This is a genomic window from Mycobacterium sp. Dal123C01 (genome assembly GCF_052566995.1).
The window spans coordinates 1,446,234-1,463,962 of record NZ_CP199580.1; the positions used below are offsets into that span (position 1 = coordinate 1,446,234).

18 protein-coding genes and 1 tRNA gene are annotated in these 17,729 nt (G+C 65.8%); 4 read left to right on the plus strand and 15 right to left on the minus strand.

Annotation, left to right across the window (positions count from 1 at the left end; genetic code table 11):
* From ACTXG5_RS06820 to ACTXG5_RS06845, 6 genes are all read right to left on the minus strand, one after another.
* A complete protein-coding gene (locus ACTXG5_RS06820; protein ID WP_445162962.1) occupies positions 1–765 on the minus strand; it encodes a decaprenylphospho-beta-D-erythro-pentofuranosid-2-ulose 2-reductase in 765 nt (254 codons plus the stop codon).
* Positions 766–2,157: an FAD-binding protein gene (locus ACTXG5_RS06825; RefSeq protein ID WP_445162963.1), complete on the minus strand. Its 1,392-nt coding sequence runs from the start codon at positions 2,155–2,157 to the stop codon at positions 766–768.
* Between the two features lie 32 nt (positions 2,158–2,189).
* Positions 2,190–2,618, minus strand: coding sequence for a GtrA family protein (locus ACTXG5_RS06830; RefSeq protein WP_445162964.1), 429 nt, complete (start codon positions 2,616–2,618; stop codon positions 2,190–2,192).
* 39 nt (positions 2,619–2,657) lie between these two features.
* A complete protein-coding gene (locus tag ACTXG5_RS06835) occupies positions 2,658–3,137 on the minus strand; it encodes a GreA/GreB family elongation factor (RefSeq protein WP_445162965.1) in 480 nt (159 codons plus the stop codon).
* A gap of 192 nt (positions 3,138–3,329) precedes the next feature.
* On the minus strand, positions 3,330–4,454 hold the full coding sequence (locus ACTXG5_RS06840; protein WP_445162966.1) for an SPFH domain-containing protein: 1,125 nt from the start codon (positions 4,452–4,454) through the stop codon (positions 3,330–3,332).
* Between the two features lie 58 nt (positions 4,455–4,512).
* A complete protein-coding gene (locus ACTXG5_RS06845) occupies positions 4,513–4,728 on the minus strand; it encodes a hypothetical protein (RefSeq protein ID WP_445162967.1) in 216 nt (71 codons plus the stop codon).
* A gap of 173 nt (positions 4,729–4,901) precedes the next feature.
* Between ACTXG5_RS06845 and ACTXG5_RS06850 the strand changes: the two genes are divergently transcribed.
* Complete coding sequence (locus ACTXG5_RS06850; protein ID WP_445162968.1) at positions 4,902–6,038, plus strand: glycosyltransferase; 1,137 nt, start codon at positions 4,902–4,904, stop codon at positions 6,036–6,038.
* On the opposite strand, the gene wzm is transcribed toward ACTXG5_RS06850, so the two are convergent.
* The 5 genes from wzm to ACTXG5_RS06875 all read right to left on the minus strand — a co-directional run bounded on the left by wzm (position 6,035) and on the right by ACTXG5_RS06875 (position 11,149).
* Complete coding sequence (gene wzm, locus ACTXG5_RS06855) at positions 6,035–6,865, minus strand: galactan export ABC transporter permease subunit Wzm/RfbD (RefSeq protein WP_445162969.1); 831 nt, start codon at positions 6,863–6,865, stop codon at positions 6,035–6,037. The genes ACTXG5_RS06850 and wzm overlap by 4 nt on opposite strands.
* Entirely contained in the window at positions 6,862–7,776 is a 915-nt protein-coding gene (gene glfT1 / locus ACTXG5_RS06860; RefSeq protein WP_445162970.1) for a galactofuranosyltransferase GlfT1, read from the minus strand. Before glfT1 ends, wzm begins: the two co-directional genes overlap by 4 nt.
* Entirely contained in the window at positions 7,769–8,614 is an 846-nt protein-coding gene (wzt, locus tag ACTXG5_RS06865; protein ID WP_445162971.1) for a galactan export ABC transporter ATP-binding subunit Wzt/RfbE, read from the minus strand. The genes glfT1 and wzt overlap by 8 nt, the downstream gene beginning before the upstream one ends.
* Before the next feature lie 12 nt (positions 8,615–8,626).
* Complete coding sequence (locus ACTXG5_RS06870; RefSeq protein WP_445164292.1) at positions 8,627–9,094, minus strand: bacterial proteasome activator family protein; 468 nt, start codon at positions 9,092–9,094, stop codon at positions 8,627–8,629.
* 84 nt (positions 9,095–9,178) lie between these two features.
* The gene (locus ACTXG5_RS06875; RefSeq protein ID WP_445162972.1) at positions 9,179–11,149 is read right to left on the minus strand and encodes a DUF6541 family protein; all 1,971 of its coding nucleotides are present in this window, start codon (positions 11,147–11,149) and stop codon (positions 9,179–9,181) included.
* Positions 11,150–11,277: 128 nt separating this feature from the next.
* Between ACTXG5_RS06875 and ACTXG5_RS06880 the strand changes: the two genes are divergently transcribed.
* Entirely contained in the window at positions 11,278–12,474 is a 1,197-nt protein-coding gene (locus ACTXG5_RS06880; RefSeq protein WP_445162973.1) for a cysteine desulfurase-like protein, read from the plus strand.
* 171 nt (positions 12,475–12,645) lie between these two features.
* Here the strand turns inward: ACTXG5_RS06880 and ACTXG5_RS06885 are convergent, their stop codons facing one another.
* Complete coding sequence (locus ACTXG5_RS06885) at positions 12,646–13,614, minus strand: NAD(P)H-quinone oxidoreductase (protein WP_445162974.1); 969 nt, start codon at positions 13,612–13,614, stop codon at positions 12,646–12,648.
* Between the two features lie 67 nt (positions 13,615–13,681).
* On the opposite strand from ACTXG5_RS06885, the gene ACTXG5_RS06890 reads away from it, so the two are divergent.
* Positions 13,682–13,768, plus strand: a tRNA-Ser gene (locus ACTXG5_RS06890).
* Positions 13,769–13,773: 5 nt separating this feature from the next.
* On the opposite strand, the gene ACTXG5_RS06895 is transcribed toward ACTXG5_RS06890, so the two are convergent.
* From ACTXG5_RS06895 to ACTXG5_RS06905, 3 genes are all read right to left on the minus strand, one after another.
* Complete coding sequence (locus ACTXG5_RS06895) at positions 13,774–14,856, minus strand: Rv2629 family ribosome hibernation factor (protein WP_445162975.1); 1,083 nt, start codon at positions 14,854–14,856, stop codon at positions 13,774–13,776.
* Positions 14,857–14,952: 96 nt separating this feature from the next.
* Entirely contained in the window at positions 14,953–16,197 is a 1,245-nt protein-coding gene (gene lipE, locus ACTXG5_RS06900; protein ID WP_445162976.1) for a lipase LipE, read from the minus strand.
* A gap of 26 nt (positions 16,198–16,223) precedes the next feature.
* Positions 16,224–17,048, minus strand: a complete 825-nt coding sequence (locus ACTXG5_RS06905) for a crotonase/enoyl-CoA hydratase family protein (protein WP_445162977.1) — start codon at positions 17,046–17,048, stop codon at positions 16,224–16,226.
* Positions 17,049–17,071: 23 nt separating this feature from the next.
* Between ACTXG5_RS06905 and ACTXG5_RS06910 the strand changes: the two genes are divergently transcribed.
* The gene (locus ACTXG5_RS06910; RefSeq protein ID WP_445162978.1) at positions 17,072–17,656 is read left to right on the plus strand and encodes a TIGR03086 family metal-binding protein; all 585 of its coding nucleotides are present in this window, start codon (positions 17,072–17,074) and stop codon (positions 17,654–17,656) included.
* Positions 17,657–17,729 lie beyond the last annotated feature (73 nt).

Below are 17,729 nucleotides of genomic sequence, written 5' to 3' on the forward strand. Positions count from 1 at the left end.
TCAGATTGGCAGCTTGCGGAAGATGCTCCGCGGGATGTGTCGCAACACCATCATCACGTACCTGAATGCTGCTGGCGCCCAAACCAATTCCTTACCCTTTGCGGCCGCGGTCACCGCGAGGTTGGCGACGTACTCTTTGTCGACGGTGAGCGGCGCCTCCTTGACGTGCGCGCTCATCCGGGTACGTACTTGGCCGGGGCGGATCACCAGAACACGAACGCCGTACTCGCGCAACGCCTCTGCCAATCCGAGATAGAACCCGTCCAGGCCGGCCTTGGTGGAGCCGTAGACGAAGTTGGACCGTCGCACTCGCTCGCCGGCGGCCGAACTCATCGCGATGATCTGGCCAAAGCCCTGGGCGCGCATCTTCTCACCCAGCAGCACGCCCACCGAAACCGCTGCGGTGTAATTGATCTCGGCAGCAAGCACAGCCTTCTGCTGGTTCTGCCACAGCTCCTCGGCATCCCCGAGGATGCCGAACGCCACGATGGCCACGTCGACGTCTCCGTCGGCGAAGGCCGCATCGATCATCTTGGGGTGACTCTCAGGCTCGGTGGCTTCGAAGTCGATCAGCTCGACCGAACGCGCACCGGCGGCCTTCATCTGCGCCACCGCGCCGTCACGACCAGGGTCGCCGGGCATGGCGGCCAACACGATTCGCGCGTGCGCGTTCTGCAGGTAGCGTTCGCAGATCGCCAGCCCGATCTCGGAAGTCCCGCCCAGCACCAGGATTGTCTGCGGATTTCCTACGGCATCGAGCACCATTTAGAGCAGCTCCAAACGTCGGGCCATGTCGGAAGCGAAGACCCGTAGCGGGTCGACCTTGCGGCGCACGGCGATCCACTCGTCGATGCGGGGGTACATGGCATGAAAGGTTTCGGCGGTGGTACGGGAGTCCTTCGCGGTGTAGACGCGACCGCCGAATTCCAGTACCCGGTGGTCGAGTTCGTTGAGGAACTCGTTGATCCCCGGCTTATTCGGGAAGTCCATCGCGACGTTCCAGCCGGCCATCGGGAAGCTCAGCGGTGCCCGGTTGCCCGGGCCGAAAAGCTTGAACACGTTCAGCGCCGAATAATGGCCCCGAGTCTGGATCCAGCGGATGATGGCCTTGAATTCGTCCATCGCATCCGGTGGGACTAGGAACTGGTGCTGAGCGAAACCTGTTGGCCCGTAAGAGTTATTCCAGCCGCTGACAAGGTCGAGCATGTGGTAGAACTGCGACAGATTCATGATCTTGCCGGTGTAGGTTCCGCCCAGCCGGTAGTACACCTCACCGATCGCCATGAACGACAGTTTGTTCATTGCGCTGACCGGAAACACGTTCGGCACCGTCAACAGGTGCGGTGCATCGAATTTCAGCGGATTCTTGGCGAGCTTTTTCGGTAGTTGGTCCAGCTTGGCCAGGCTGCCCCGGCTGACGGCGGCCCGACCGAGCTTCGGTGGCGGACTGATCAGGTCGAACCAGGCGCTGGAGTAGGTGTAGTTGCTTTCGCTGCCGTCGAGGTGCACGGCGACTGTTTCGTCGAGGTCCTTGGTGGCGACGCCGTCTGCGATGAAGTACGCCGTCTCGGTGCGCGTCATCGCGATGGTGGCCCGCAAAACGATGCCGGTCAGGCCGTTGCCCCCGACGGTGGCCCAAAACAGCTCGGCGTCTGCGCTGTCGGGGCCGTCGGGAGTGATCGTGCGGATGGTGCCGTCGGCCATCAGCAGGTCCATCGACCGCACATGGCTGCCGAAGCTGCCCGCGCTGTGATGGTTCTTGCCGTGGATGTCGGAAGCGATCGCGCCGCCGACGGTGACTTGGCGGGTTCCCGGCAGCACCGGAACCCACAGCCCGAATGGCAGCGCCGCCCTCATCAGTTGGTCCAGGCTGACGCCGGCGTCGACGTCGACCAACCGGGTGTCGGCGCTGATCGAATGGATGCGGTTGAGCACCGTCATGTCGATCACCAGGCCGCCGCCGTTTTGTGCGTTGTCCCCGTAGGACCGGCCCAGCCCGCGCGCGATCACGCCCCGACCGCCCGAGTCGGCCACCCGGGCCACTGCCTTGGCAATCACCTCGGGATCGGGGGTCGAGAGCACCTGGGCGACCGACGGCGCGGTGCGGCCAAAGCCCATCAGCCGGGTCGGGGTGGTCGGAAAGTCGGCGCTCAACATCGTCAAAGAGGGTACCGCTTGCGCGGTGGGGGTCAGCGGATACGGAAGATTACGACTCGCTGCACGATGAAGTTGATCACCGTGGCGGTGCCCTGTGCGATCACGAATGCGACGACGGCCGCCCACCCCGTGTAGTGCATCAACACCAGGCACAGGTGGTTCAGCCCGACCTGAACCGTGAAGGTGAGGGCGTAGAGAACCATGACCGCGACGAACCGCGCGGTGCTCGGCGCGGCCTGGAAGGTCCACCGGCGGTTGATCAGGTAGGCGGTGATGGTGCCCACCACGAAACTGGTGGCCTTGGACAGGTCGACCTGCACACCCAGGATCTTCCAGAGCACCATGTAGAGGCCGAAGTCGACGACGGCCGCCAGCCCGCCGGTCACGACGAAACGCGTGATCTGCGTGGTCAGACTCAGGCGCGGGCTCGGCGCCGCGGCCTCGGGCTCTGGGGGAAGCATTGGGGGAGTTTAACGGGGGCGGGTGCGCCCCCAAGGCGGCTAACGGGGCAGCTTGACCGCGATCAGGTCGACCTGGCTTTCTCCCTGCGGCGTCAAGTAGGTGACCGTGTCGCCGGCTTTATGCCCGGCCAGAGCCACGCCCAGTGGACTGTGGGCGGTCAACGTCTCGGCCTCGCGGCCGACCGGGGTCTCTTCGACGGTGGAGATCACATGCATCTTGACGACTTCACCGTCGGCAAATCGCAGCGTCACCTCGGTGCCGCCGGGCAGCGTTTCGTCTCCGTCGGAGTGCGAGGGCCCGGCGCGCAGCCTTCGGTCCAATTCATTGATCTTGTCGGCGAGGACAACCAATTCGTCAGCCCGCTGTATCGCCTCAGCCGCGTCGCCGTGATCGCCGATCATGCCGCGGTCGTTTTTGACCTCGGCCTCGAGGAGTTCGCGCCGCTGCCGTAGCCGTTCCAGCTCGGCGGCGAGGTTCTCCCGCGCCGCATCCGCCACTGATTGGGCCTTTTTAGTCACGTCCGTCGACCTTCCGCGGTGCGCCCGGCCTTGTCGCGGCGCGCACCAATTTGCCTGGTGGTGATTCGTGGTGGTCCAGTGTTGCACCACCCGAACTCGGCCGCCACCGAAATTCGGCGAGCGTTTTTTATCGGTTATACACGCGCGCGCCGCAACCGGACGGCGCCATTGTTCGCGCCGCCGGGGAACGTATTACTGGTGTGGCTCGGTGTTCGGGACCAGCGAGCTTTTGTCGTCGTCGTACTCGACGATCTCGCCGCGCAGCGCTTCGAAGATGGCCATGCCCTGCGAAACCAGCCCGGCGGCCACCTGGCCGAGACCTTCGGCGCCATTGAGCACCGTGAGGTTTGCGCTCGCGAGCCCAAGCGCGGCTTTCTCGACGATTTGCGGCAGCTGGTCGATCAGCGCCTTGTCGAGCGCCACTCGGTTGTGCGATGCCGCCGCCTCGGCCTGGATCTTCATCTTCTCGGCGTCGGCGACGGCCATGATCCGGACGCGTTCGGCTTCGGCCTCGGCGGGCTTGACCACTTCGGCGACCAGTTCCTGCTGACGCAGCTCCGCGGCGCGTTCGGCCAGTTCTGTCCGCATCTGTAGCACCTCGCGCTGGGCCTGTGCCTCGGCCAGCGGACCCGCCTGGGCGGCCTGGGCTTGAGCCTTGTCGACCTCGGCCTTGTACTGCGCCTTCACGATCGCGGTCTCACGGGCGAATTCGGCTTGGTTGCGCTGGGACTCCTGCTCGGCTTCGGCGGATTTCTGATTGGCCTGAGCCTGAGCGATCTGTGCCATTTGCTGGATGGCCGCGTTGTGCGGTGCCGACATCGCGTTGATGTAGCCGAGCCCGTCGTCGTCGATGGACTGGATCTGCAGGGCGTCGACGGTGAGCCCGATCCTGGCCATCCCCTCCTTGGAGCCGTCGAGCACCTCAGTGGCCAGTTTCTGACGTTCCCGGATGATCTGCTCGACGGTCATCGAACCGATGATGGAGCGCAGGTGGCCGGCGAAGATCCGGCCGGTGAGGATGGCCATCTGGTCTTGCTCGGACAGAAATCGCTGCGCGGCACTGATGATGCTTTCGGTGTCGTTGCCGACCTTGAAGGCGATCACCGAACGCACATTGAGGGTGATGCCCTGCTGTGTGACGCACTTTTCGGCGACTTCGGACTCGCACATGGCCAGCGTCAGGAATCGAGCCTTACGGAAGAACGGGATGACGAACGCGCCGTGGCCGGTCACGACGCGGAAGGGGGCGGTGCCCTTGCCTTTGGCGCCGGAGATCAGCATCGCCTCGTCCGGCGCGGGCACTTTATAACCGAGCATTGTTGTACTCCTTGTGGTTTCGCTGTTGCGTAGCAGGGGATTTCACTCGTCGTCTGGATCAGCCCAGGTCCTTCCAGGGCTCGACCACCACCGTGCGCCCGCCCCGGAGCTCTACCACCAGGACCTTGCTGCCCTTCGGTAATGGTTCGTCGGACCAGGCCAGGAAGGTCTCCTTGGACCCCCGTACGGTCACCAACACCTCGCCGGCGCCGCGGTCACCGCGCGTTGCCACTACCAGCGTCCCAACACAACCGATTGCCGAGGCGTCGCTCACGATCGCATATTCCTCCATCGGCGGTCCCAACGTCGAGTTTCGGCATCTTTGCGGTTTCGTGCACGCGGTTAGCCTCTGGGCGGTGCCTTGACGGATTCTCAAAGGACTCTTGGCGTAGTCACTAGAGGACTTCTGCGCGCCCGGCGCCAGCCTGATCGATAGTCTTGGCGTGCGTGCGCGTACTCATCACCGGTGTTCCCGGCCATGGACATCTGCTGCCACTTCTCCCGCTGGCTCGTGCGTTTCGGGAGCGGGGACACAGGGTCGCGGTCATGGTGCCGATGTCCTACGTCCCGGTTTTCGGCGACGAGGACATGGACGTACTGGTAGCGGGAGCCGACAGCCCGACGGTGATTGCCGAGGTGCTGCGACGCACTGGCGAGGATGTCAGGGGCGAGTGCACGCGCAGCGCCGTGGTCGAGGCGTTCACCACGGCGCGAAACGACCTGTCGGTCGACGACGCGCTGCCGGTGGTCCGGGATTGGCGGCCCGACCTCGTCGTCCACGATGTGATGGATTTCTTGGGACCGCTTGTCGCGATCGCGTGCGGTGCGCACCGAGTCGGCCACACCTTCGGCTCCGATGTGTCAGCCGACTTCATCCGCGCCTGCACGCAACGGTCTGCATCGGACTACCAGGAACGCGGAATGCGGTGGCAACCGGCCGACTGGGTGGCCGACATCTGCCCGAGCGATTTGCAGGTCCCCGGATGGCAGCCACCCCAGGGATGGCTTCCGCTACGACCGGAACCCCACCGTGCCCCCACCGCGTCAGCCGCGGGAAAACCGCGGCCGTTGACCGGGCACGCCGCGGTGCTGGTGACATTCGGGACTATTTTCACCGATCCGGAGTTGCTCACCCCGGTCATCTCGGACCTGACGGCGAAAGGTCACGGTGTGCGCGTCGCACTCGGTCTCACCGCATCATGCGCCGATTTCGCGGTCGACCGGGACGCCGTTGCCTTCGAAGAGTTCAGGCCCTATGCGGAACTTCTCGACGGAATCGATGTCGTGGTGGGCCACGGCGGTGCGGGGACGAATCTGGGTGCGCTCGCCGCGGGCATTCCTCTAGTGCTGACGCCTCAGGGCGCCGATCAGGGGGGTCAAGCCGAACGTGTCGCCGCGGCGGGGGCCGCGATCTGCGTCGGCCCAGATGCGTTCAGCGCCGAGGCGGTAGGCCGGAAGGTTGCCGAGGTGCTGGAACAGTGCAGTTACCGGGCCGCGGCCCGCAGGATCGCGGGCCAGATCGCGGCGATGCCCTCGACCGACGAGGTTGCCGCGCTGCTGGCGTCCCGGATCGCTGCGGGCTAGACCCAGTAGGGCACCCGGGCGCGGTATTGCCGCATCGCGAGCGCCGCCAGTATCCAGCCGACCACGGTCAGCACCAGCACCACCGCCCAATGCCGCAGCTCCTGGTGGGCGCCCAGCAACGGCGCGCGCACGATGTCGAGATAGTGCAGCAGCGGGTTGAGTTCGACGATGCTCGACCAGCGCCCGGCGCCCTGCTGCCGCAATGTGTCGTCGTTCCAGATGATCGGCGTCATGAAGAACAGCAGCTGCACGATCGAAAACAGCAGGGGACCGATATCGCGGTAGCGGGTTGCCAGGATGCCGAAGCACAGGGACACCCAGATGCAATTGAGCACGATCAACCCCAGCGCCGGAATCACCGAAAGATCGGCCCACGACCACGGTTTGGGAAAGATGATCGCGACGACGAGATAGATGACGATGTTGTGCCCGAACAGGATCATCTGTCGCCACACCAGCCGGTAGACGTGCACGCTCAACGGCGTCGGCAATTGTTTGATCAGTCCCTCGTTGGCGACGAACACGTCGGCGCCTTCCAGGATGGCGGCATTGATCAGGTTCCAGATGATCAGCCCGAGCGTGACGTAGGGCAGGTGCACGGACAGGTCGAGGTGAAACAGCTTCGAATACAGGCCGCCCATCGCGACGGCGGTGGTGCCGGTCGCGATGGTGATCCAGAACGGGCCCAGCACCGAGCGGCGGTAACGCTGCTTGATGTCCTGCCAGCCCAGGTGCAGCCACAGCTCGCGGCGGCGAAATCCGGCGACCAGGTCGCCCCGCGCCCGGGTAAAAGTTCGCGACTGTGCGGCTGCGTCGATGAATGTCACGGGGCTCCTCCAGGCTTGCCGAATTGCTCACGACGTCCCAAGCGGCGCAACCGGATCCAGTCCAGCAGGCCCTTGGGGTCGCGTCGGGATATCAGGAAGAACCAGCCGAACCGGAGCCACTCCTGGACCAGCAGCTTACGCAGACCCGGTTGCGACAACAGGTAGCCGCGATTGCGGTAGGTGTAGAACCGCTTGGTGGGGTTGTCGGGATACTGGGTATGCATGCGGCCACCCAGAATCGGCCGGAACTCGTCGGATCCACAGGGATGCAGGTAGATCGTGTCCAGGCAGGTTCCGAACGGCAGGCCGGAGCGGACCAGCCGGCGGTGCAATTCCACCTCGTCGCCGCGGATGAACAGCCGCAAGTCCGGCACACCGATCGATTCCAGGGTGGACGCCCGGAACAACGCGCCGTTGAACAGCGACGCGATCCCGCTCAACAGGTCTTGCCCGGTTTCGGTGCGCAATTCGCTTGCACGCCTGCGCCATACCAGGCCACGCCGCAACGGGAACGCCAGTAGTTCGGGGTCGTCCATGTTGCACACCATCGGCGACACCTCGGCCAGGCCGTACTTCTCGGCGCAGGCCAGCAGCGTGGCCAGCACCCCGGAGTCCTGCGGGCGACCGTCGTCGTCGGCCAGCCACACCCAATCGGCGCCCTGCGCCAGTGCATGCAGCATGCCGAGTGCGAAACCGCCTGCGCCGCCGAGGTTTCGGTGCGATGGCAAGTAGGTGGTCGAGATCGGCTGGGCGGCAACCAGATCGCGGATCCGGCTATCGGAGCCACCGTCGTTGTCGACGACGATCAGGTGATCGGGCAACCGCGTCTGCGCGCTGAGCATGTCCAGCGACTTGGCGAGTTCTTGCGCGCGCCGGTGGGTGACCACGACGGCGACGATGAATTCACTCATCTCCGGAAGCGCTTTGCGCCAGGGGTTTATCGGCGTCGAGCTGGCCGGTCTCTTCCAGCACCTCACGGACGTGCCGTGCGGCGTCTTCACCCTCGTACGCGCGCACCACGTCTTCGATGCCGCCGGTCTGGCGAATGACCCCGTGGTCGATCCACATCGCGGTCTTACACAGCCGGGCCAGGAATTCGTTGGAATGGCTGGCGAAAACCAGGATTCCGGAACGCTCCACCAGGCCCTGCAACCGCGACTGGGCCTTCTTCAGGAAGTCGGCGTCGACGGCGCCGATGCCCTCGTCGAGCAGCAGGATCTCGGGGTCGATGCTGGTGACCACACCCATCGCCAGCCGGACTCGCATCCCGGTGGAATACGTGCGCAGCGGCATCGACAGGTAATCCCCGAGTTCGGTGAACTCGGCGATCTCGTCGACCTTGGCCAGCATCTGTTTTCGGGTCTGCCCCAGGAACAGGCCGCGGATGATGATGTTCTCGTAGCCGGAGATTTCGGGGTCCATTCCGACGCCGAGGTCGAACACCGGCGCAACCCTGCCGGTGACCTTTGCCCAGCCCCGGGTGGGTTCGTAGATGCCCGAAAGTAGGCGCAGCAGAGTCGATTTCCCGGCCCCGTTATGGCCGACCAGGCCGACTCGGTCGCCCATGTCGAGCGACATGGTGATGTCGCGCAACGCCTCGACGACGACGACGTTGGAGTTGTTGCGCCCGATCGTGCCACCCGCCTTGCCCAGGAAGGCCTTCTTCAGCGAGCGTGACTTGGCGTCGAAGATGGGAAATTCCACCCACGCATTGCTGGTTTCGATATGCGGACCGCGAGGACCGGACACTGACACCTTCTCTTACAGGTACTGCCCGGTGCCCGAGCCCGGTCCGTGGCCTGGCCGCCCGATGCCGGGGGGCAGGGCTCCTTGGCGCATCTGTTCGAGCTGCGCGCGGGCGGCCATCTGCTGGGCGAACAGTGCGGTCTGGATGCCGTGGAACAGCCCCTCGAGCCAGCCGACGAGCTGAGCCTGTGCGATGCGCAGCTCGGCGTCCGACGGCTCGGCGTCCTCGTCGAACGGCAGGGTGAGGCGATCGAGTTCCTCGCGTAATTCCGGGGCCAGACCCTCCTCGAGCTCCCGAATGCTGGTGGCGTGGATCTCGCGCAGTCGCTTGCGGCTGGCGTCGTCCAGCGGTGCGGCCCGCACCTCTTCGAGCAATTGCTTGATCATGGTGCCGATGCGCATCACCTTGGCGGGTTGCTCCACCAGATCGGTCAGCGAGCGTGCATCGGAGTCCTCGTCATCGACCGCCTCGCGAATCGCCATGATTCGCGGATCGATGCCGCCGATGATCTCGACGCCGTCGTCGTCTGGGCCGTTACTCAATCCGGTCACCGTCCTCTAATGCATCTAAGGGCGTGGCGCTGCGGCGTTTCCGCGCCATTCGTAGATCTTGGCGCCGCCGTTGTCGTAGATCAGCGCCCACGACTTCGATTTCTCCAGCGAGACTAGTCCGTCGGGGACGGCGAACCCCCGAACCGTGGGTGTGCTGGTGTAGATGTAGCGAATATTGAGCGCTCTGATCGCCTCAGCCACCTTGGGATCGGAATCGCCGCGGCGGGCGTAGGCCCAGATGATGTAGCGCTCCGGTCCCGGCCCGGTTTGCTGGGGATAGTCGTAGTGGGTCCACAGCGGATGTAAGTCCGCCACCGCGTACATCCAGGCGGTGCCGTCGGTGTTGGCGTTGCCGATCACGGTGTTGTGTGCACCCGGCAGTTTCGACAAATAGGCCATGGCCATCAGGTCGCGCTGATCGATCATCACCGAGTCGTATTTGTCGCCGAACAGCACCAGGTGCCGATAGAGGTAATGCCGCGCGGTGAACACGGTCGTCACCACCAGCAGCACTGCGGTGGCCGAGACCCAGACCGGCGCGGGGAACTCTTTGAACCGGCCGGCGATTCGTTTGGCGATGGCGACCACGAGCGCGACCGCGCCGAACATCGCGACGGCTGCCATCGGTGTCACCAGCATCGTCACCACGGAGGTGAGCCGCCGCGGATCGTTGTAGAAGAACGTGCTGAGTCCTTCGATGGCGGCGCCGAGCGGGTTGTGAAACGGTGCGCCCGAATAGATGGTCGCCACGGTCAGCACCAGCCAGACCGCCACCGGCCACCAGATGCGCTTGTACAGCAGATACGCCAAGCCGAGGTAGACCAGCGCGACGAGGCCGTATTGGGTCGGAAAATCGTTGAGGTGGCGGGTGTGCAGCAGCAGCGCATCGATAACGCCCTGCTTGACGCTCTTGAAGCTGGGGAATGCATGCCCGGCGATGATGTCGGCCTGCTTGAGCACGCCGATGAACTGTGGCGCCAGGATCAGCGCGGTGGGCACCGCCGTGGCGGCCAGAATTCCGACGTCGGCGAGCCGGCCCCGCACCGGATGCCACAACGCATCCAGCAGCCACCAGCCCAACAGGAACAAGATGACGATGAATCCGCCGGTCAGGTGCACCGACAGCACACCCACCAGTGCCAGCACGGCCACCGGGATGCGGTCGCGGTGGCGCAACGTCGAGGTGATCAACAGGAATGTCGGGATCGCGACCCCGTAGGCCGCCAGGTTGGGCATTGCGGCCACCCCGAATTCGACGTAGGGCACCGAGGTGAACGACGCCGACAGTGCGGCCGCGGTGGCCGCGATCGCGGCAGTGCGCCCCGCCGTCGTCACCGGGCGCAGCAGATTCCAGGTCAGCATCGCCGCGCTGGTCGGGAACAGCCAGATCGAGGCCGCCACCGAACTCAGGGTGTAGCCGGTGGTCGGCGCCGCACCGGTGAGCTGGCAGAAGACCGCGGTCAGGGCGTGGAACACCGACGGGTAGTACAGCGCCTGGTGGGTCTCGACGTTGCGCAGCTCGCCCATGTGGGTGGAGGACGCCTGGCCGGTGTCGAGGATGTAGCGCACCTCGTTGGCGTGCCATACCGCATCCCAGGTGCTCGGAACCGACTGCCAATGGGTGAGGCCGCGATAAGCGGCCCACATGATCAGCAGCGTGCCCAGCAGCACACCGGCCGCGACCGTCAACGCGGGCCAACCAGCGATCCCACGCGCCTCGGCGTCGGTGTCGCGGTAGCGGGCGAGGAGCAGCTGCAGACCCGTCGTCACCACACACACGACAGCGAGCGCGGCGAGCGCAGTCCAACCGTTCCAAGGGATTCCGAGCGCACCGAAGGGGAGGATCGCCAGCGCGACCACGCCATAGGTCAGCGCCGGGCCAACTGCGACCGCGATTGGCCACGTCAGCTGGGCGATACGCGCGACGATTGTCCCCGGGGCGATCAGCAAAAACAGTGCGATCAGCGTTCCGAACCAGAGCCCCACTCGACTAGTATGGCTGGCCGGGTGACCTGGCTCGGGAAGCCACCGTCTGGCTGGAACGGCTTGGACCTTTCTAGGCACTCGCTACCGTCACAATTTCGCGGAGTAGCGGAAGCTCTAAGGTGGCTGGCATGGCTTATGACGTCGCCCGGGTGCGCGGACTGCATCCGTCTCTGGGTGACGGATGGGTGCACTTCGACGCGCCGACCGGGATGCTGATTCCCGATTCCGTGGCGACCACGGTCTCCACCGCGTTCCGCAGATCCGGTGCGACCGCTGTGGGTTCGCACCCGTCGGCGCAGCGCAGCGCGGCCGTGCTGGATGCGGCACGGGCGGCGGTGGCGGATCTTTTCAACGCCGACCCGGCGGGCATCGTGCTGGGCGCCGATCGTGCGATCCTGCTGGCCTCACTGGCCGAAGCGTCATCCTCGCGGGCCGGCCTGGGGTACGAGGTGATCGTCAGCCGGTTGGACGACGAGGCGAACATCGCCCCATGGTTGCGGGCGGCACACCGCTACGGCGCCAAGGTGAAGTGGGCCGAGGTCGACATCGAGAACGGTGAGTTGCCGACGTGGCAGTGGGAGAGCCTGATCGGGAAATCGACGCGGCTGGTGGCGCTCACCTCGGCGTCGGGAACACTGGGCACGGTCACCGATCTGCGGGCGATGACCAAGCTGGTGCACGACGTCGGCGGCGTGGTGATCGTCGATCACTCCGCGGCCGCGCCCTACCGGTTGCTCGACGTCAAAGAGACCGAAGTCGACGTGGTTGCGGTGAACGCGACGGGGTGGGGCGGCCCGCCGATCGGTGCGATCGTGTTTCGCGATCCTGCGCTGATCAACACGTTCAGCTCGGTCTCAACCGATCCCAACGCCACCGGCCCGGCGCGCCTCGAGCTGGGCGGACATCAGTTCGGTCTGCTGGCCGGCGCCGTTGCCAGCATCGAATACCTTGCGGCATTGGATGAGTCGGCTCGCGGCAGCCGGCGCGAACGGCTGTCGGTGTCGATGCAGTCCGCTGCCTCGTATCTGAACCGGATCTTCGACTACCTGATGGTCTCGTTGCGGTCGTTGCCGTTGACGATGCTGATCGGTCGCCCGGAGGTGCGGATACCGGTCGTCAGCTTCGCGTTGCAGGGCGTGCCCGCCGAGCGGGTCGTGCAGCGCCTGGCGGACAACGGAATCCTCGCGATCTCCAACGAGAATTCGCGCGTGCTCGACGCGCTGGGCGCCAACGAGGTTGGCGGCGCGGTGACCGTCGGGCTGGCGCATTACTCGACGACGGCCGAAGTCGATCAGCTGGTGCGTGCGCTGGCGTCGTTGGGCTAATCCGCTCCGCTCGCCTCGCGCTCCGGCTCGAGTGTGCGCTCAGGGCGTTGAGTGTGCGTCCATGGCTTTGGCTGTGCGCTCAGGGCGGAGGCACGCCGAGAATGCCGCCCCCAGCGCACACTGAAAACCCTGAGCGCACACCGAAAGTCTTGAGCGCACACTCGACGGTCGCTAGACGGCCAGGACGATCTTCCCGTGCACTTCCCCCGACACCAGCTTCTGGTGTGCTTGCGCCGCCTGCTGAATTGGCATGTGCGCGCCGATGATCGGCCGGACCCGCCCGTCAGCGATCATCGGCCACACCGACGCCGTCACCGCTGCCACGATCTCGCCCTTGCTGTTCGGGCCGGTCACCTTCCGGCCGCGCAGTGTGGTGCCGATGACGTGTGCTCGCTTGGCCAGCAGCTTGCCGATGTTGAGCTCGCCCTTGAGACCGCCCTGCATACCGATGATGACCAGCTGGCCGTCGGTGGCCAGAGCGTCGAGATTGCGGTCCAGATAGGAGGCGCCCATGATGTCGAAGATCACGTCGGCGCCGCCGGTTTCGCGCAGCCGCTCGACGAAATCCTCGTCGTGATAGTTGATGGTGATTTCGGCGCCCAGGTCGCGGCAGGTGTCCAGCTTGGCCGCCGAACCGGCGGTGACCGCCACCCGGGCGCCCAACGCCCGCGCGATCTGAATCGCGTGGGTCCCGATGCCGCTGGCCCCGCCGTGCATCAGCAGTAGCTGGCCCTTGCTCAGGTGGGCGGTCAGCACCAGGTTCGACCACACCGTGCAGGCCACCTCGGGTAGCCCGGCTGCGTCCTGCAGCTCGACTCCGTCGGGAATGGGCAGGATCTGAGCGGCGGGAACCGCGACGTATTCGGCGTATCCGCCGCCGGCCAGTAACGCGCAAACGTCTTGTCCGACGGCCCATTCCGTGACACCGTCGCCCGCTTCGGCGACGACGCCGGACACCTCCATGCCGATGATGTCGCTGGCTCCCGGCGGTGGCGGATACTTACCGGCGGCCTGCAGCACATCGGCGCGGTTGACACCGGCCGCGGCGACTTTGATCAGCACCTCGCCGGGTCCGGCGGAGACATCGGGGACCTCTTGCCAGATGAGTTGGTCGGAAGATTCGGCGACGATTGCGCGCATGCTCGCCACGCTACTACCGGGAATACGGGCCTCCGGCGACCAGGCGGTCACCGCTACCCTTATCAGCGGTGGCGTGGCAGAGCGGCCTAATGCACTCGCCTTGAAAGCGAGAGACGGCTAAAACCGTCCGGGGGTTCAAATCCCTCCGCCACCGCAGTATCAGCGGCGCGTTTGCCACGGTTCCAAGCGAAGTACCGCGGCGATACCGTCTGCCGGGGCAATCCGCTCATCGGTGCGGACCAGCGATGCTCCACCGGATATCGCCAACATCGGCAATACCTCATCAGCGCGCAGCGTCTTGGCGGAAGCAGCGTCATGCTCCGATAGCGCGCGGCAATTCGGAGCAACAGTGGTCAAGCCTGCGTCGGCGACCACCGTGGCGTCATCGATCTCGCCGATGATCATGGTGTCGACTGTTCCCTGACGCAGCGCCGAGCACACGGCGTCGAGCCCTTCGGCGGCCAGCCCGGACCGCCGGCCGATTTCCGCAGTGAAGCGCTCCGTCGCGTTGTCCATCACACTGAGCCGTTGCCGTACCAGCAGGGTGTCAATGGCCCGTTGAATCTCCACGAAGTCGTATCCGCCGCGCCGAGCGCCGAGCGGCAGTGCCACCGCCCGCCCACGAAGCCTGTCGGGCAGCGCCGCCAGCAAATCTCTCCGCAAACGCGCGTCGCCCACCACGAACATCGCGTCGTGCGACTCGTGATCAGCGAGTTCGCCGACGCGATCGGCAACGGCGCGCATCGTCAGGTCGCCGTATTCGTAAGCTTCGACTCCGCGTGCCTCACTCGCGCCGCCGTGGCCGGCCTTAACCGTCTCCGACCTCCGTGCGTGATCGGCGTGGCTGGTGATGAGAGCCCCGCTCGCGTCGACCACCACCAGGAGATAGTGCGGGTGCTCGAAGCCGTATTCGAGGATCGGAACGATGTAGGGCAACTCGGACACCCGTATGACCGGCTCGGCGGCCGGCCAGAGCAAGTGCTCGTTGAGTAGGACACCGGTGGCACCTGCGACCACCGCGCGTCCACTGCGGCCGACCGGCAGGCGCACGTCATTGACGGCGTGTTGGATTTCGGCGGCAACCGAATCGTCGGCTCCCAGCTGCTTCAGTTGATCGCGCAACGCCGGCCAGTCGAGGTCGACCTGAGCACCGATCTCGTCGGCGTCGTCCGAGTCCGCGAAATACACCGAGGCGAAGGGCCCCGGCGTATCCAGCAGTTGCCGGAACCGGCCGGTATTCATAGCGCTTAGGTTGCCCGTCGCGATGAGTTGCAAAACACGTTTGACCGCGCTCGCCCCCGATGTGCCTGGTGAGGCGGTGTTGTGACCGCCGGGTTCCTAACCGGTCGGGATCTGCGACGCGATGGTGTCCATCAGCGCGGTGTAGCGGCGCAGTTCGGGATCGCGGCCGGGTTTGCCGCTGCTGATCAGACCGGCGGACAGGCTGCGCTCGGGGTCGGCCCACATCGCAATGTTGCTGAGACCGAGATTGCCGAATGCGGCCGGTGCGTTGTGCCCGAACGGCCCCCATCGGTTCGTGCCGAGGATGAATCCCGTGCCCCAGCGGGCCGGCATCAGACCCACCGCGAAATCTGGCCGTAAGCGCCGGGATTCGGCGACTGCGCCCCGCAACGTTTCCGCCTGCAGTACCCGCACACCATCGAGTTCGCCATAACGGCGCCAGATTTCGGCGAAGCGTGACATCTCGTTGGCGGTCGAGATCGTGTTCGATGACGGGATCACGGTGGTCAGATATCCCCGGGTGTTCGTGTAGGGGATCATCTCGTGCACAGTTCCGCCGATCGCCTTGCGGAAGATCTGGGCGATCACGGGCGGCAATGGCCTGCCGGTGGGGTGACTCGGCGCGACTAGCGGGACGTCTTCGTTGTCGACGCCGAAGTTGGTCCACCGGAACGCCAGCGGGTCGAGGATCTCGGTGGCCAGGATCTCGCGGATGTCTTTACCGGCGGCCGCGTAGACGATCTCGCGCATCAGCGGGCCCCAGGTCAGCGCGTGGTAGATGTGCACCAGCCCCGGGCGGTACAGCGGTCGCAGCTTGGCGAGCTGCTCCTGGGCGTACTCGTGGTCGTCGGCGCGTTTCAGGTCCGGCTTGGGCCCCGTCGCAAACGGGACACCGGCGCTGTGGGTCAGCACATGCCGGATCGTGGTGCGGTCCTTGCCGTGACTGGTGTAGCTGGGTAGGTAGTCGCAGACGCGGTCGTCGAGGGAGAAGACGCCGCGTTCGACGAGCATGTGCACCACGGTCGCGGTGATGCCCTTGGACGCCGAGTACACGCAGAATGGGGTGTCCGTCGTGACGGGGACCTTCTCGGCGTCGGGCGCGTCGGTGGGCGCATTGCCCCAGCCGTGTCCGATGGCACGGTTGAGCACGACGCGGCCACGGTGCCGGATGCACAACTGGATCGCCGGGTGCATGCCCGCCTGGTACCAGTGGCGCGCGGCCTGCCAGATTCGTTCGACGGCAGCGCTGTCGATTTCGGCGCGGTCCTCGTCGCCGATCGCCGTCACGGAGTCCAGGTCGGTCGGCACACGAACTTTGCCGTCTTGAGTAGCGTCCCCCACCCCCGCGAGGGTACGTGGCGTCCGGGCTACTCCCCGGTGAACTGCGGCGGGCGCTTGGCGAACGTCGCCTGAATGCCTTCGGTCAGGTCCTTGGACGGTAGGAAGGCGGAGTTCCAGGCGGCGACGTAGCGCAGGCTCTCCGATACCGCCGCGATGCGCTGCTGGTCGAGCACGTCCTTCACGCCGTAGACGGCCAGCGGCGGGTTGGCGGCGATTTCGGCCGCGGTGGCGTGGGCGGCGGCCAGCGAGGCCTCGGCGTCGGCGTACACGTCGTTGACCAGGCCGATTTTCTCGGCGCGGGCCGCGTCGATGTCCTTGCCCGTCAGCGCCAGCTCGCGCAGCTGGCCGTCGTTCAGGATCAGCGGCAAGCGGGCCAGGCTGCCGACGTCGGCGACGATCGCGAGTTTGACTTCGCGGATCGAGAACTTGGCATCGGCGCTGGCATAGCGGATGTCGACCGCGGAGATCAGGTCGACGCCACCGCCGATGCACCAGCCGTGCACTGAGGCGATGGTCGGGGTGCGGCAGTCGGCGATCGCGGTGATTGCACCCTGCATCCGCCGCAGCTCGGTGTGGAAATCCGTGCGCGGGCGGGCCAACGCGCCCTCGGCCATCAACGGCGCGAACGTGCCACCCATCGCGGGCAGGTCCAGGCCGTAGCTGAAGTTCTTGCCCGACCCGGTGATGACGATGGCGCGGACTTCACGGTCGGCGTCCAGCGTCCCGAACACGTCCGGCATCTCCGCCCAGAAGGCGGGCCCCATCGCGTTGCCCTTACCGGGTCCGATCAGCGTCACTTGCGCAACGTGGTCTTTGATCTCGACGGTGACGGATTCGTATGTATCGCCCATATCGAGACCGTAGCGTGGCGAATATGCCTCGTGATTTGCGACCCGGGCCAGATTCTCCGCCGGCCGACGAGCTGCAAGGCGCCGAAGACACACTCGGGGTGCTGCAGCACGTCCTGCACACCATCGCCGGCGACGACATGTCCCGGCAGACCCCTTGTACCGACTACGACGTGACCCGGTTGACCGAGCATCTGCTGAAATCGATCTCCGGTATCGGCGGCATGGCGGGCGCGCAGTTCCCAGACCGCGACCCAGGCGATTCAGTGGAACGGCAGATCATCGCCGCGGCCCGGCCGGCCTTGGATGCGTGGCACCATCGCGGTCTGGACGGCAACGTGCCATTCGGCAAGAGCGAGATGCCCGCCAAGGCGGCGTGTGGCATCTTCTCGATCGAATTCCTGGTCCACGCTTGGGACTACGCGGTAGCCGTGGGACGCGACGTCGACGCCCCGGAACCGCTGGCCGAGTATGTGCTGGACTTGGCGCACAACACCATCCGGCCGGAACTCCGTGGCGCCGCCGGGTTCGACGACCCGGTCGACGTGCCCGCGGATGCGAGCGCCTTGGAACAGCTCGTCGCGTTCACCGGCCGCAATCCAGCGGGCTAGTCGCCCGCTCGCCCCACTCGCCGCTTCGAGTGTGCACTCAGGACTTTCAGTGTGCGTCCATGGCGGGATTTCC